The 14,591-nt window shown below is 38.3% G+C and carries 16 protein-coding genes; 1 reads left to right on the plus strand and 15 read right to left on the minus strand.

The window, feature by feature from the left end; all coding sequences use genetic code 11:
* Window positions 1-100 precede the first annotated feature (100 nt).
* The 5 genes from rsmA to metG form a co-directional block, all read right to left on the minus strand.
* A complete protein-coding gene (rsmA, locus tag AC3EA5_RS02755; RefSeq protein WP_488606983.1) occupies window positions 101-982 on the minus strand; it encodes a 16S rRNA (adenine(1518)-N(6)/adenine(1519)-N(6))-dimethyltransferase RsmA in 882 nt (293 codons plus the stop codon).
* Window positions 975-1,541 (minus strand): ribonuclease M5, encoded by a 567-nt coding sequence (gene rnmV / locus AC3EA5_RS02760; protein WP_488606984.1) that lies wholly within the window; start codon window positions 1,539-1,541, stop codon window positions 975-977. The genes rsmA and rnmV overlap by 8 nt, the downstream gene beginning before the upstream one ends.
* 120 nt (window positions 1,542-1,661) lie before the next feature.
* Window positions 1,662-2,870 (minus strand): ubiquitin-like domain-containing protein, encoded by a 1,209-nt coding sequence (locus tag AC3EA5_RS02765; protein ID WP_488606985.1) that lies wholly within the window; start codon window positions 2,868-2,870, stop codon window positions 1,662-1,664.
* Between the two features lie 130 nt (window positions 2,871-3,000).
* The gene (locus AC3EA5_RS02770) at window positions 3,001-3,771 is read right to left on the minus strand and encodes a TatD family hydrolase (protein ID WP_488606986.1); all 771 of its coding nucleotides are present in this window, start codon (window positions 3,769-3,771) and stop codon (window positions 3,001-3,003) included.
* A 263-nt stretch (window positions 3,772-4,034) separates the two neighbouring features.
* Complete coding sequence (gene metG / locus AC3EA5_RS02775) at window positions 4,035-5,996, minus strand: methionine--tRNA ligase (protein WP_488606987.1); 1,962 nt, start codon at window positions 5,994-5,996, stop codon at window positions 4,035-4,037.
* Between the two features lie 339 nt (window positions 5,997-6,335).
* Between metG and abrB the strand changes: the two genes are divergently transcribed.
* The gene (abrB, locus tag AC3EA5_RS02780) at window positions 6,336-6,614 is read left to right on the plus strand and encodes a transition state genes transcriptional regulator AbrB (RefSeq protein ID WP_394191614.1); all 279 of its coding nucleotides are present in this window, start codon (window positions 6,336-6,338) and stop codon (window positions 6,612-6,614) included.
* Window positions 6,615-6,639: 25 nt separating this feature from the next.
* On the opposite strand, the gene rsmI is transcribed toward abrB, so the two are convergent.
* The 10 genes from rsmI to AC3EA5_RS02830 form a co-directional block, all read right to left on the minus strand.
* A complete protein-coding gene (gene rsmI / locus AC3EA5_RS02785) occupies window positions 6,640-7,536 on the minus strand; it encodes a 16S rRNA (cytidine(1402)-2'-O)-methyltransferase (protein WP_488606988.1) in 897 nt (298 codons plus the stop codon).
* A complete protein-coding gene (locus AC3EA5_RS02790; protein ID WP_394191610.1) occupies window positions 7,533-7,808 on the minus strand; it encodes a GIY-YIG nuclease family protein in 276 nt (91 codons plus the stop codon). The genes rsmI and AC3EA5_RS02790 overlap by 4 nt, the downstream gene beginning before the upstream one ends.
* Window positions 7,795-8,541 carry a tRNA1(Val) (adenine(37)-N6)-methyltransferase gene (locus AC3EA5_RS02795; protein WP_488606989.1) on the minus strand — a complete coding sequence of 249 codons (747 nt, stop codon included), beginning with the start codon at window positions 8,539-8,541 and terminating at the stop codon, window positions 7,795-7,797. The genes AC3EA5_RS02790 and AC3EA5_RS02795 overlap by 14 nt, the downstream gene beginning before the upstream one ends.
* A gap of 63 nt (window positions 8,542-8,604) precedes the next feature.
* On the minus strand, window positions 8,605-8,970 hold the full coding sequence (gene yabA, locus AC3EA5_RS02800; protein WP_394191606.1) for a DNA replication initiation control protein YabA: 366 nt from the start codon (window positions 8,968-8,970) through the stop codon (window positions 8,605-8,607).
* A 12-nt stretch (window positions 8,971-8,982) separates the two neighbouring features.
* On the minus strand, window positions 8,983-9,810 hold the full coding sequence (locus AC3EA5_RS02805) for a PSP1 domain-containing protein (protein WP_488606990.1): 828 nt from the start codon (window positions 9,808-9,810) through the stop codon (window positions 8,983-8,985).
* Window positions 9,803-10,807 (minus strand): DNA polymerase III subunit delta', encoded by a 1,005-nt coding sequence (holB, locus tag AC3EA5_RS02810; RefSeq protein WP_488606991.1) that lies wholly within the window; start codon window positions 10,805-10,807, stop codon window positions 9,803-9,805. Before holB ends, AC3EA5_RS02805 begins: the two co-directional genes overlap by 8 nt.
* A gap of 72 nt (window positions 10,808-10,879) precedes the next feature.
* On the minus strand, window positions 10,880-11,320 hold the full coding sequence (locus tag AC3EA5_RS02815) for a YaaR family protein (RefSeq protein WP_394191600.1): 441 nt from the start codon (window positions 11,318-11,320) through the stop codon (window positions 10,880-10,882).
* A gap of 20 nt (window positions 11,321-11,340) precedes the next feature.
* Window positions 11,341-11,670: a cyclic-di-AMP receptor gene (locus tag AC3EA5_RS02820; RefSeq protein ID WP_394191598.1), complete on the minus strand. Its 330-nt coding sequence runs from the start codon at window positions 11,668-11,670 to the stop codon at window positions 11,341-11,343.
* Window positions 11,671-11,726: 56 nt separating this feature from the next.
* Window positions 11,727-12,371: a dTMP kinase gene (tmk, locus tag AC3EA5_RS02825; RefSeq protein WP_488606992.1), complete on the minus strand. Its 645-nt coding sequence runs from the start codon at window positions 12,369-12,371 to the stop codon at window positions 11,727-11,729.
* Window positions 12,368-13,795: an aminotransferase class I/II-fold pyridoxal phosphate-dependent enzyme gene (locus tag AC3EA5_RS02830; RefSeq protein WP_488606993.1), complete on the minus strand. Its 1,428-nt coding sequence runs from the start codon at window positions 13,793-13,795 to the stop codon at window positions 12,368-12,370. Before AC3EA5_RS02830 ends, tmk begins: the two co-directional genes overlap by 4 nt.
* Window positions 13,796-14,591 lie beyond the last annotated feature (796 nt).

A 14,591-nucleotide genomic window follows, 5' to 3' on the forward strand; every position in this document is an offset into this window, starting at 1 on the left:
TTAATCATTTTAACAATGTACAATTCCTCTTGTCAATAACTTTTGACTATAAATAATATTATTTTTAAAAGAAAATGTTTCATTATTGTAACACAATGATTTATTCCTTAAAATTCGGCAACAATTCATCTGCTAATCCTGCAAATTCTTTAATGGACAATGTCTCTCCTCTTCGGGTAGGGTCGATACCCGCAGTTTCAAGTGCTTGTAAAATTAAATCTTTTTTAGCTTTTCCATTTGGTAATTGTGATTGCAAATTATTTAGAATCGTTTTTCGACGCTGTGCAAAAGAAGCCCTGGATACTGTGAATAAGAAATCTTCATCCTTAACAGAAACAATCGCTTTTTCGTGACGCGTTAAACGAATAACGGCTGAATCCACATTCGGTTGCGGAATAAAAACCGTTTTGGGAACCGTCATGGCAATTTCGGCCTTCATATAGTATTGAATGGCAATCGATAAAGAACCATAGGCTTTTGTACTTGGAACAGCAGTTATGCGATCTGCTACTTCTTTTTGCATCATAACAACCATCCCGCGAATCGGGAGTTTCTCCATTAATAATTTGATCAAAATAGGCGTCGTTACATAGTATGGTAAATTTGCCACCACCATGACATCTTGATAACCAGAAATTTTTTCTTTCATTACGTCTAATACATTTGCCTTAAGAATATCTGAATGAATAACAGAGACATTGTCGTAAGGTGATAAAGTATCTTCTAATACAGGTAATAAGCGTTGGTCGATTTCAAATGCCACAACATGACCAGCTGTTCGTGCTAAATGTTCTGTCAAGGCGCCTATACCAGGTCCAATTTCAATGGCAGCTGAATCTTTTGTTAAGTTTGCATGGCTTACGATATTTCGCAAAACATTTGGATCGATTAAAAAGTTTTGTCCTAGGCTCTTTTTAAATGAAAATCCGTATTTTTTTAATATCTCTTGTGTGCGGATGGGTGTAGCAATATCTTTATGCATGGTGTTCCTCCTGATCAAGTTGCTCAATAGCTAATTGAAATTGTTGGCGGTCTATTTGAAACATCGTTAAACGTTTTTGAAGTTGCTTGCCATTTGTATAGCCAATTTGTAGTAGAGCTCCTAGTTGGTCTCTACGCTTTTTAGATTCTGGGTGTCCAATAAGACGCGCTCTCATTAATTCAGATAAAGGAATATCGTCCCATTTTACATCTTCTCTTTTTGGGGTATATACATTTTGTAGGGATGCACGAATATCTTCATTTGTAGCATGCTCAATTCCTAAACTTTTACCATTTTTAGCAATTGCTTTTTCTTTCGGTAAGAACGCGTGCTTTACGCCGGGGACTTGTTCTTCAATAATCGCTCGAATTCGACGACCTGGATAGTCAGGATCGGTAAATACGATTACGCCTCTTTTTTCTTGTGCAAGTTTAATACGTTTTAACGTATCTGCAGAAATAGCCGATCCATTCGTTTCGATTGTATCTGCATGAACTGCACGTTTAATGGCAGTCGTATCATCTTTTCCTTCAACTACTATGAATTCTTCGATATTCAAGATAAACCCTCATTTCCGAACAGCGTTATACCTCATTTTACTTCGGTAATAGGAACCTGTATAGAGATGGTACTATAAAAGCGAAAAAAGCTTTCCCCAAAACGCAGGGAAAGCCTGACCTTAATCTAATATTTTAATTCGAACTTTCTTACGACCAAACCCAAAAGCTTGTTCAGTAGATGGTACGAATAAGTCAATTTTCATGCCTTTTATTGCTCCACCAGTATCACCTGCAACTGCATAGCCATATCCTTCAACCCAAACTTTAGAGCCTAAAGGAATTACTCGTGGATCAACTGCGATAACTTTTAAACTTGGATTAGAGCGTAAATCGATGCCTGTCGCAGTTATGCCAGAACAACCATTACAATAAGCAGTATAGGCAGTTGCCGTTACGTAAAATTCTTTACCACCACTTGGAGCAGCGCTAGAAGATCCACGTGAAACACTCGCTGTAACAACTTTCGTTCCAACAGCTACAACTTTCTTAGAAGGTTCACGAACTACTTTTTCACTTTTCAAATTACGAGAAACTACTTTCCCGTTTTCTTTAATAATTTCAAAAGTACGTTCAACTGATCCTTTTTTACCTTCTTGTACTACTTTTTCTTTCCCTTTAAGCAAATCTTTATCTTTTCTTGTTTCAACAGCAAAATTCGTTGCTTCTTCCACTACATCGGTGACCTTTTCTACGCGAACAACTTGTATAACATCGTTTGGAATCACAAGTTCTTCCATTCTTTGTTCGACACGATCGAATTCATTCATCTGAATCTCTTGTTGTTTTAAAAAGTCAGCGACCGTAGTCGAAGTGGACCATACTTTTTTCTCATTGACTCCATCTTGTAACGTTACTTCAAACGCTTTCTCGATCGCAATGATTCCATCAGATCCGACCTTCGCATCTAGCTTAGGTGTTAACTTATCGTGCTCAGAAACCTTGATACCTGCTTCTGTTAAAATATCTTTTACTTGATTAGCAGTTGTAGTGTGTGTTTGTTTTTGACCATCAACTGTAATTGTTATTTCACTTGCCTGCTCCCACTTAACTGAAAGACCATCTTCAATTAAAGTGTTCACTGAGGGTGACACTAAATCAGCGTTGGAAATTAGTATATTTTGCTCTGCTAATAACTCTCCAACTGTATCTGCATGAGTTTGAATCTCTTGTTGTTTACCGTTCATAGAAAGTGCTACGGTATGTTTAGTCCCAACATATAGGACGGCTGATAATACAGATACAAACATGAGAACTGCAACAATTGCAATTCCAGTTTGTTTATTCCTCAATGTTTTAAAGAACAGGTTTCTCATGGATTTATTTGTCATGAAAAACGCCTCCTTATCACTCGGATGATTATATAGACTTAAAAATAGACTGTCAACCAATAGGAATTAGTCAAACTATTCTGGTTGATTGAAACCTCCGTATACCAAGTATTGGATAGATTCCCGGATTTTATACAGGTATTTTATAAAAACGTTTTGCATTTTCTGTTGTTGCTTGTGCTACTTCTTCTATTGAAACACCTTTTAATCGTGCAATTTCTTCAGCAACTAGTGGCACTAGTGAAGGCTCATTGCGCTTGCCGCGATGTGGGTGAGGTGCTAAATACGGAGCGTCTGTTTCAATCATTAACCACTCTAATGGAATTTCCGTCGCCACTTCTTTTGGTTTTTTTGCATTCTTAAATGTAACAGGTCCTCCAAGTGAGATCATGAAATTCATGTCAATGCATGTTTTAGCAGTCTCAACGCTGCCACCAAAGCAATGCATGACACCTCCAGTTTTTTCAGCCTGTTCTTCTTGCAGGATTCGCACAACATCTTCAGTTGCATCTCTGTTATGTATGACTAGCGGTAGATTGACACGTTGTGCCAATTGAATTTGTTTACGAAAAACCTGTTGCTGTATTTCTTTAGGAGACTTGTCCCAATGATAATCCAATCCTGTTTCACCTATTGCAACGACCTTAGGGTGAGAAGCTAGTTCTTCAATCCACTGTAAATCTTCATCTGTACAATCAATTGCATCTACCGGATGCCAGCCCACGACTGCATATATAAAGTCATGCTCTTCAGCTAGTTCAATCGCTCGTTTAATCGTTTTTTGATCAAATCCAATAACGACCATTTGGTTGACACCAGCTTCTAATGCACGGTCAATAACATCTTGTAAATCTTCATTGTATTGTTCTGCGTTTAAGTGAACATGTGTATCAATAAACATTTCAGACTCTCCTTCACATGGTATCAATTATAAAATTCATCACGATTTCAGAAATCTCAGATTCATGACATTATGATGACAAAGGCATGTTTTTTAAATGACACCAAAGACTTTCGACCCTTTTTATGGGTATTGAAATATTTATTTCCAGTAAAAATAACCTATTAATACCCAAAACGTTCTTTTAAGATAGCACGTTTGTGTTTTGAAACACAAATAAAAGCCCCTCGAGGAATTCCAAGAGGGGCTGAAAAACACTTTATTTATTTTACTTTTGTACCGTTTTCTAAGGTTGGATCAACTGTAGCTAAAGTTAAGAAGCCGTCCTTTTCTCCTGCTAAAATCATACCTTGAGACATTTCCCCACGAAGTTTAACGGGTTTTAAATTAGCGACAACGATTACTTTTTGACCTACTAATTCTTCCGGTGAGTAATGTTTGGCAATTCCTGATACGACTTGACGTTGTTCATACCCTAAATCTACTTGTAGCTTTAATAATTTATCCGCTTTTGGAATGGCTTCACACGCTAAAACCGTCGCCACTCTCAAATCCACTTTTAAGAAATCATCAATTGTAATTTCAGGAACATCCGGCATTTCTTCAACTTCTGGAATCTCGGTTTCTGCAGAAACAGGACCTCTCATTTGTTCTTGAATATAGGCAACTTCCGGCTCTACTTCTAAACGAGGGAAGATTGGCACACCTTTTTCAACAACTTTTGTTCCAACTGCAATAGTCGATGAATCCAAAAGAGAGTCCCATGATAATGAATCGGCAGATAAACCAAGTTGTTCTGCGATTTGTTTAGGTGCATTTGTCAAAAATGGCTGAAGCAAAACAGCTGTTTGACGAAGGCTCTCCGCTAGATGCCACATAACTGAACCAAGTTTTGCTTTGTCATCTTCTGACTTCGCAAGAACCCATGGCTGAGTCTCGTCAATGTATTTATTTGATCGAGAAATAAGCGACCACACGTCACTTAGTACCATACTAAATTGCATTCTATCCATATTAACTTCGTATTTTTCGATAACATCTTTTGCTTGTTGTTGTAATGCAGCGTCAAATTCTGTTGGTTCATTCCCTTCAACCGGAATGACACCATCAAAGTATTTATTCATCATGGAAACGGTCCGATTTAACAGATTTCCCAAATCATTTGCTAAATCAAAATTCGTACGCTCCACAAAAGCTTCAGGTGAGAATACGCCATCTGCCCCAAAAGGTAATTCACGCAGCAAGAAATAGCGAGTCGCATCTAATCCGTAACGTTCTACTAACATTTCAGGTTGAACAACATTCCCTTTTGACTTAGACATTTTACCGTCTTTCATCATAATGAATCCGTGAGCGAATATTTTTTTAGGTAATGGTAAATTTAAAGCCATTAAGAAAATAGGCCAATAAATCGTGTGGAATCGAACAATATCTTTCCCTACAACATGAACATCTGCAGGCCAGAATTTATTGAATAAAGAATCGTCATCTGATCGGTATCCTAATGAAGTTATATAATTTGACAGTGCGTCAACCCATACATAAATGACATGTTTGTCATCGCCTGGAACTTTTACTCCCCAATCGAATGAAGTACGTGAAACCGATAAATCCTCTAATCCCGGTTTTAAGAAGTTATTAATCATTTCATTCTTTCTAGACTCAGGTTCGATGAATTCTAGATTATCTTCATAATATTGAATCAAACGATCTGCGTATTTTTTCATATTAAAGAAGTAAGACTCTTCTTTAACTTTGTGCACAGCACGCCCACAATCCGGACAATTCCCATTTTCCAATTGGCTTTCTGTAAAGAAGGTTTCATCAGGGGTACAATACCAACCTTCATACTCGCCCTTGTAAATATCTCCGTTATCTAAAAATGTTTGGAAAATTTTTTCAACGCCTTCTTTATGGCGCGTTTCCGTTGTACGGATAAAGTCATCATGAGAAATATCCATCAAGTCCCACACTTTTTTCGCAGCTTCCGCAATTCCATCCACATACTCTTGTGGGGCTAAGCCCGCTTCTTGCGCTTTTTCTTGAATTTTTTGGCCGTGCTCATCCATTCCTGTTAAGAATCGAACATCATATCCTCTTAGGCGTTTATAACGAGCCATTGCATCAGAGGCAACGGTTGTATACGCTGTGCCGATATGAAATTTTCCACTTGGATAATAAATAGGGGTAGTTATATAAAAAGATTTGTTATTTTCATTGCTCACGGTTGTTCGTCCCTTCAGGCTTTAAAATATAGTATCTCTATTCTATAGGAGTGCTGGTTGGGTTTCAATATTAGAAGTTTCGCGAAATTTGTCGAAAAATAATCATCGTAAAATTAGGCCCATTTCCTATCAATTTTTGTAAACTTTTTGTGTCAAAATAAATATCCTATCATATATGTACTATTATTTTTACTTTTTATCACAAATATACTAAAAGGTAGTTTGAAGTCAAAACATTAATTATTGACGTATATGGTAGTTGTTGGTATGATAAGTAACAGACAAGAGAGAAATGTCGAAATTTGACGAATCACATTTATAGGAAAAGGGAGTGCTTGTATGAAATCAACAGGAATCGTTCGTAAAGTTGATGAACTAGGACGCGTAGTTATTCCAATAGAACTTCGCCGTACACTAGGAATCGCAGAAAAAGATGCATTAGAAATTTACGTAGATGACGACAAAATCATCTTGAAAAAATACCTACCTAACATGACTTGTGTTGTTACTGGTGAAGTATCAGATGACAACTTAAAATTAGTAGGCGGTAAATTAATTTTAAGCCAAGAAGGCGCAGAAATGTTAGTTAAAGAAATTCAATCTAATATTACGAAATAACAATATTAAATCCGGGATGACTTTGTCATTCCGGATTTTTTTCATCTTGTATATGATATTCCTGGTAAACATCTCGTTTTGATAATTGGCGCTCAATCGATACAGCTTTAATGGCTTCTTTTGAAGATAGTTGTTTTGTATGGATTAAGTGCTCCACATGTTCTGCAATCGTCAATGAAGACCACCAATTCTCTACGACTTCTTGATCTTCATCAGAAGCTCCATCAAGTACTAGGACGAACTCGCCCCTAATTTCTTCATTCTCCGCCCACTGCACTGCTTCTTCTAAAGTGCCTCTTAAAAATTCTTCGAATTTCTTCGTAATTTCACGAGCTAACACTACTTTACGCGATGATCCAAGGATACTTTCTGCATCTCGTAGTGTTTCTTTTAGTCGGTGAGGTGCCTCATAAAACAACATCGTCTCTTGTTTAAATTTTATGTTCTCTAATGCTGCTTTTCTATCTTTTTTTTGTCTTGGTAAAAAACCTAAGAAAGAAAAAGACAGCGTAGACAAACCAGAGGAAATTAAAGCACTCAGAGCAGCATTTGCTCCTGGAACCGGTACGACAGTGATCTCTTCCTCTAATGCTTTTGCTACAATGTCTGCTCCTGGATCAGAAATACATGGCAATCCTGCATCACTGACTAAAGCAACCGATTTTCCATATCTTAATAAATCCAATAACTTATCTCCACCATATTCTAGATTGTGCTCATGATAACTCATTAATGGCGTGTCTATTTCAAAATAGTTACATAATCTTTTTGTGTTTCGGGTGTCTTCTGCTGCAATGATATCTGCTTCTTTCATCATACGTATAGCTCTTACAGTCATATCCTCTAAGTTTCCAATAGGGGTTGCAACTAAATACAACGTGCCTGAAGTTTGAGGTTGAGAAAAACTTTTTTGTGATTTCATTGGTCCTCACCTTTCGTTTTACTCTCCATATACTTGATCTTATCTATTTTCTTTAATTGTTTAAAAGCATACTCTGCTTTTAAAGCTTGTTGTTTCGTTTCAAAATTCTCTTGAAAAATACATGTAACGGGTAAGTGTGCTCTCGTATACTTTGCACCCTTCCCCTTATTGTGGACGTCTACACGGCGAGCTAAATCGTTTGTATACCCCGCATAGTAACTACCATCTCCACACTCCAACACATAGAATGTATGTTGATTATTCTTTTCCATATAACATCATCCGAACTTCTTCTGTGTACTCTCCCGCTTCACCGTAAACGTACAAAGGAGGAAGAATTTTTAAATCAGGCTTGCCATCTTTTATTCCTTCTATTAATAGGGTATTGGCTTCCTTCCCTACTTTCGGATAAACAAATCGAATCCTTTTAGGTTCTAATCGGTGTGCTCTCATAGAAGTAACAATGTCGAGCAATCTACCAGGTCGATGAACGAACGCCGCTTTGCCACCTTGTTTCAATAAACGACTTGCAGAGTGAACCGCTTCATCTAATGATAAATGAATTTCGTGACGAGCAATAGCGTGATGCTCTTTTATATTTTGATCGCTTGCTTCATTTGCGGGAAAGTAGGGAGGATTACAGGTGACGACATCATATTTTTCAATGCCTAATTGTTCAGGAATGGTTTTTACGTCCCCTTCTAAAATGTGAATCTGCTCTTGCAACTCATTATAAGCAACACTTCGTTTAGCCATGTCAGCTAACCGTTCTTGAAGTTCAACCCCAATGATTGGTGCTTTTGTTCGTGCACTTAAGAAAAGAGGAATGGCACCGTTTCCCGTACATAAGTCCACAATCTTCCCTTTTTTACTTGGCACATATGTAAACTTGGCTAATAAAACCGCATCTAAAGAAAACGAAAACACGGAGGGGCTTTGTATAATTCTTAATTTTTCAGCCAGTAAGTAATCCATTCGTTCATCATCTCTTAATTGTATATCCATACTCTTAACCCTCCAACAAAACAAAAGACCGACATCCACAAAATTAGTGGAATCAGCCTTTCATTACCCGTTTTGTTTATTTAAAAAAGATAGGCAAAACAAACAGTCTTCGCCTTTTCTCGAACTTCCAAAGTGTACATGGCACACATGAAAACCTTCCTGATATAATCGTGCCAAGTTATCATACCCTTCGCCAATATCCATAGGACTCACCCGTTTAACTTCTTCTTCAGATTGCTTACGCAATTCCTCTTCTGCTAAATGGATGGCATCAAGATGTGTACGAAGATTGTGGTTTTCTTGTTCTAATGACTGGTGTTCTTCCATCATTAAAGCAACAAATTCTTTTAAGGCATGAAATTGACTTTGCAATGATTCAAGTTGCTTCTCAAATTCCATGACCGTATCTAAGAAATTACGTTCTTTCAAGAAATCACCTCATTATTCGGTCAGTTGAACTGGTTTTTCAGCATGTTGCATAATTTCTTCAATCGAATACTCAAGGATTCTTTGTTCATCGAACAATTCTACCTTCAAAATTCTTTCAAGCAAGTTTAAGCCAACGACTTTACCCGCTCCATCTGGAGTAGAAATCCGAGTACCCATATCAGGCATCAGTTCTTTCGCCTGTTCGTAATCGTCGTTTTCATATTTTAAACAGCACATCAAACGACCACATAACCCTGAAATTTTTGAAGGATTAAGTGACAAGTTCTGATCTTTCGCCATTTTAATGGATACAGGCTCAAAATCACCTAAAAATGTGGAACAACAAAGCATTCGGCCACAAGGACCAATACCACCCAACATTTTAGCTTCATCCCGCACACCAATTTGACGAAGTTCAATTCGCGTTCTAAATACAGAAGCCAAATCTTTCACTAAATCACGGAAGTCAACTCGACCTTCTGCTGTGAAATAAAAGATGATTTTATTACGGTCAAATGTATATTCAACATCCACTAACTTCATTTCAAGTGAATGCTCAACAATTTTCTCTGTCCCTAAATCAAATGCACGTTGAGATTCAGATTGATTTTCTTCAACTTGAATACGATCACGCTCATCAGCGGGACGTACAACTTGCTTAAGTGGCAATACAACATCGTGTTCATCTACTTGTTTAATAGCAACAACGACCTTACCATACTCCACACCTCTTGCAGTTTCTACTATGACATATTGATCTTTTTCTAAAGCAAAATCAATTGGATCGAAATAATATATTTTACCCGCTTTCTTAAAGCGGACACCTACCACATTATACAAAAGAAAACCCCTCCTGCAGATTCAGCATTAGCTGTTCCATTAACAACGTCCGGTTCATATTGCGATGCAATTGTTGCTTCGCTTTTAAAATCGCTTGTATTTTATCGGACAACTGCTCATATGTAACATGAAGAACTCGTTGTTGATAGAAATGCATGATATCCGGATAAGTACACACTGTGTCAGGATTTGCTTTGACGGCCACTAAATCGCGATATGCGAATAGTAACAAGTCTAGCCCCAGCTCTGTTTCCTCTTTTTCTTTAAACGTTGGAAGCCAATCTTCTTGGACACAAAGCATCGCTTCATGAACATTAGTTTCAGCAACTTCTACTAATTTTAACACTGTTTTTCGAGCCTGTGCAAACTGCTCATCTTTTGCTAACACCAAAGCTTCTTCAATATCATTGGTAACCATTGAAACGGTTGCAGCCATCGAGGCAGTTAAGCCTTGCTGAATCAACGATTTCACTCGTTCATCTCTAGGGATTGAAGGAAACGAAATTTGCTGAACCCGAGATCGAATGGTTGGTAAGATTGCATATGGTTTTTCCGTAAGTAAGATGGCATGAACTTGTCCTTCTGGTTCTTCTAGAAATTTTAATAACGTATTCGCAGAAGAAGGATTTAAGCGATCCGCTCTTTGTATCACATATATTTTACGGCCTGCCTCGAGACTCGTTTTATTCATTTCCATAATAACTTGTAAAATTTGATCTTTTTTAATATCTTGGCCATCAGGCTCAACAACCATAAAGTTCGGATGATTTCCTGATTCGAACCTTCTACATCCTCGGCACGTTTCACATGGAACATTTTGAAGAGGATTTTCACATAATAATAATTTTACAAAAGCCCGCATTACTGCTTGCTTCCCGGTGCCTTTACCACCTTCAAAAAGATAGGCATGAGCAATCCGTTGTTTTTGGTAAATCATTTGAAGTTGTTTCATCACAACCGGTTGAAGCTTTAAAACTTCTAAAATAGACTGTGTCACGTTTTGCTCACACCTTTAACGCTAAATTTTTTTAAAAAACCCGTGTCCCGGACATCCGGAAGACACGGGATTTTACGTGTAAAGATTGATTAACAATCCTTTAATTTCACCTATTTTGTCTAATAAATCAATTGATTCTTTTTCTTGCACTAAAATTTCTTGCGCAAGCTCAACCAACTTTTCATCAATGGTTTCTATGATTTTCAATCTTCTACCTTCACCAAAGCGGTTCCAAGTATGTGATTGTTTCAAACCCATCCCGTAATCTACCGCTTCCGATAAAAAACGTTTAACCAACATTTTAAATTTGGCCATTTCACGCAGATTTCGTGATCTCGCTAAACGGTCACCTGCAGTCGAAATATCACCTAATAATCTAGTTAACTGTTCGGTCTGCATTCTATTTTCTTGTTTTGCTACTAATTGTCCAAACCGATTCGCAGGTTGCAATGGTTGTGATGAATCTTTGCGAAGCTTATCTACACCTACACGAACGTCTTGGTTAATTTTCATGTGAAATCAACCTCCGTGTCTTAAAAATGATGGAATTGCTCAATCGGAAGTACAAACACTGTAGCTCCGCCTACTTCAACTTCAACTGGGTAAGGGATATACGAATCAGCATTTCCTCCCATTGGAGAAACTGGAGCAACCATCTGTTCTCGAGATCGACAATTATCACGAATCAAGTCGAGTGCTTTTCCAACTAGTTCATCATCTGTACCGATTAAGAATGTCGTGTTTCCAGATCGTAAAAAACCACCTGTACTTGCTAATTTTGTTGCACGAAAATCACCTTTTGTTAAAGCACTTGATAATCGATTACTATCTTGATCTTGAACAACCGCTACTATTAACTTCATAAGCTCATCCCCTTTTTTCGGAAATACTTCCTACTATTATAACATGAATGGAAGCATCAATTCATGCGTGACTCAAGAGTTTTTTTCAGAACATTCAGCACATAATTTGTTACCTCTTCTTGTGACTGTGATGCATCGATCACTTGTATACGATTCGGATACCTTTTCACGACTTCTTGATACCCCGTGCGAACTGCCTGATGAAACGCTAAACTCTCGACATCTAACCGATTTAATTCCCTATTATCGTTCTTCGCAATCCTATTAAGACCAATTTCTGGGTCTACGTCAAAATATAACGTGAGGTCTGGCATTAGTTTACCGATAGCAAATTCATTAATCGATAACACTTCATCTATTCCAAGTCCACGTGCATATCCTTGATAAGCAAGAGACGCATCGACAAAACGATCACATAAGACAATTTTTCCTTGTGCCAAAGCTGGCTCAATTTTTTCTACTAAATGCTGTCTTCTAGCAGCTGCATATAGCAAGGCTTCCGTTCGACCATCCATTTCCGTAAACTCATTATCTAAAATGATTTCACGAATTCTTTCTGAAATTCGAATGCCGCCAGGTTCCCTCGTTGAAATAAGGTCATATCCATCAGATTGAAGCTGCTTAAACACATCTTGCATAACCGTTGTTTTGCCAGCCCCTTCAGGTCCTTCAATGGTAATAAAAAATCCAGTTGTATTCATTTAATTTCCTCCTTCAAAACAAGCAACTGTTTCCGGCTTAAATCATGCTCTCCTTGTATCATTGCCCCACTTGCTAAATAATCAGCAAGCATTTCTAATTTATTCGTCGTAATTTTTTCACCGCGAATGAAAAGCGGGATCCCTGGTGGATAAGGTATCACCATACCAGCAGAAATCCTACCCACCGCTTTTGAATAAAGAATCCATTCAGAATCATGCTCGTCCATCTCTTTGTATGACGTTGCAAGTCGAGAAATAGCTTCTAAATCATGTGTATAATCAATTTGAACTTTGCTTTTCGGTTGCTTCATCAACTGTTCAACGGCTAACTTAATGCGCACCCGGATATCGGCAAACGGAAATGTATGTTTTCTTTTTACTAGAGGTAAGATGAAAAGCACTTGTGTCATATCAGCTAATTCACCATAGACTCCCTGTTCTTCTAACTTCTTTTGAAACTCAAATCCCGAATACCCATTCACTCTCAGTAGCAACTTCAGTGGATCCTCAACCTCAACGAGGCTCAAATTCTTAATTAAGTTTAATCCACATACAAATTGCTCTCTCGTACGAATAAAAGAATTGGCATCTTCTTGCGAGAATGTTTCTATATAATCTCTAGCATCATCTAGTGAAGCTAATAATAAATAAGAAGGACTGCTCGTTTGGAGCATTCTCAAATATGTATTTACTTTTTTGGATGACACGCGCTTTGATTGAATATGTAAATAGGACCCCATCGTCATAGCTGGTAACGTTTTATGAGCCGACTGAACGACCGCATCAGCCCCTATATCAAGCGAAGAGGCGGGGAATGTTTCATTGGCACTAAAATGAGCCCCATGTGCTTCATCGACAAGCACTGGCATATTCGATGCGTGAGCAAGTTCAATGATTTCCTTCATAAATGGATTAATAACGCCATAATAAGTCGGATGCGTTAAAATCAATGCTTTTGCGCCAGGATACATGTCCAGTGCATTTTTTAACGTGTCCTCACTAATATGAGTCGCTGTTTCGGTCTTTCCATCCCACTCAGGTGTCAAAAATACCGGATTTGCACCAACTAATTGCAGTGCATGAAATATCGACTTATGGGCATTTCGCTGAACCAATACCAAATCGCCTTCTGTGCAGGTTGCATAAACCATGGCCAAATTCCCAACAGTAGATCCATTCACCAAAAAGAAGCTTTGATCCGCACCATACGCATTTGCCAGCATAACTTGAGCTTCCTCAATCACCTCTTCCGGATGATGATAATCATCCAGTCCACTTAACTCCGTATAATCAAACCTCATGACATCACGAAATGCACGTGGTAATTCGGTTAATAATCCATGCTTATGTCCAGGAACATGAAAAGAGACCGGTTTCTTCTCATAAAATTGAACCATCCGTTCCACTATTGGTCGTTTCCCCATAATTAAAGTCTCCGTTCTTCCCATATGGTTACAATTATACAGTATTGATCAGTTAGGCTGATAACTATATCTTGAGCTAATGAACAATGTGGCTGATGTTCATTGCGGGGGACGCTTTCCGGGGGGCACGGCTTTAGCCGCTTCCTTCGCTGCGCTCAGTCCAGGGTCTTCAGCTCGTGCTGTTTCCCCTCGGAGTGGCCGCCTTCATTTCATCAGCACAACGCATTAGAAAATAAAACGCGCCAAAAATTGTGCTACTTACAACATTTTAAGTGCGTTAAATTGTTTGATAGTCATGAATTTTGGAATGGGATGCCCGAATCCTTGAATAGGCCTGGCCAATTCTAGAATAGCACCAGCCAAATGGAGAACAGCATCGGCCAATCCTTGAATACGACTCGCGAAATGGAGAATGTCTTTTTTTGGCCACTCTACACATAAAAAACTACAATCATTAACGCCATTGATCCAGTAGAACAGACCGCACAAACAGAAAACGTGTCAGTTGGTGAGCCAACTGACACCATTCTTGCGCGTTGAATTGTTTGGAATTCGTGAATTTTAGAATGGGATGCTCGAATCCTTGAATAGGCCATGCCAATTCTAGAATAGCACCGTCCAAATGGAGAATACCATCAGCCAATCCTTGAATACGACCCGCGAAATGGAGAATGACACGATATCCCCCTACCACACTCAACCTAAAAAAGAACACAAAAAAACCAGTACCTCTCGGTACTGATTTCTTAGTGCCTAGCGACGTCCTACTCTCACAGGGGGAAACCCCCAACTACCA

It is taken from the genome of Paenisporosarcina sp. (genome assembly GCF_057785155.1).

Coding starts and splice junctions, on each gene's coding strand:
- AC3EA5_RS02795 (WP_488606989.1), bottom strand. CDS start 8,541: ATGGATATACAATTAAGAGATGATGAACGAATGGATTACTTACTGGCT.
- tmk (WP_488606992.1), bottom strand. CDS start 12,371: ATGAATACAACTGGATTTTTTATTACCATTGAAGGACCTGAAGGGGCT.
- AC3EA5_RS02770 (WP_488606986.1), bottom strand. CDS start 3,771: ATGTTTATTGATACACATGTTCACTTAAACGCAGAACAATACAATGAA.
- AC3EA5_RS02815 (WP_394191600.1), bottom strand. CDS start 11,320: ATGAAAATTAACCAAGACGTTCGTGTAGGTGTAGATAAGCTTCGCAAA.
- abrB (WP_394191614.1), top strand. CDS start 6,336: ATGAAATCAACAGGAATCGTTCGTAAAGTTGATGAACTAGGACGCGTA.
- rsmA (WP_488606983.1), bottom strand. CDS start 982: ATGCATAAAGATATTGCTACACCCATCCGCACACAAGAGATATTAAAA.
- rsmI (WP_488606988.1), bottom strand. CDS start 7,536: ATGAAATCACAAAAAAGTTTTTCTCAACCTCAAACTTCAGGCACGTTG.
- AC3EA5_RS02790 (WP_394191610.1), bottom strand. CDS start 7,808: ATGGAAAAGAATAATCAACATACATTCTATGTGTTGGAGTGTGGAGAT.
- AC3EA5_RS02765 (WP_488606985.1), bottom strand. CDS start 2,870: ATGACAAATAAATCCATGAGAAACCTGTTCTTTAAAACATTGAGGAAT.
- AC3EA5_RS02820 (WP_394191598.1), bottom strand. CDS start 11,670: ATGAAGTTAATAGTAGCGGTTGTTCAAGATCAAGATAGTAATCGATTA.
- AC3EA5_RS02830 (WP_488606993.1), bottom strand. CDS start 13,795: ATGGGGAAACGACCAATAGTGGAACGGATGGTTCAATTTTATGAGAAG.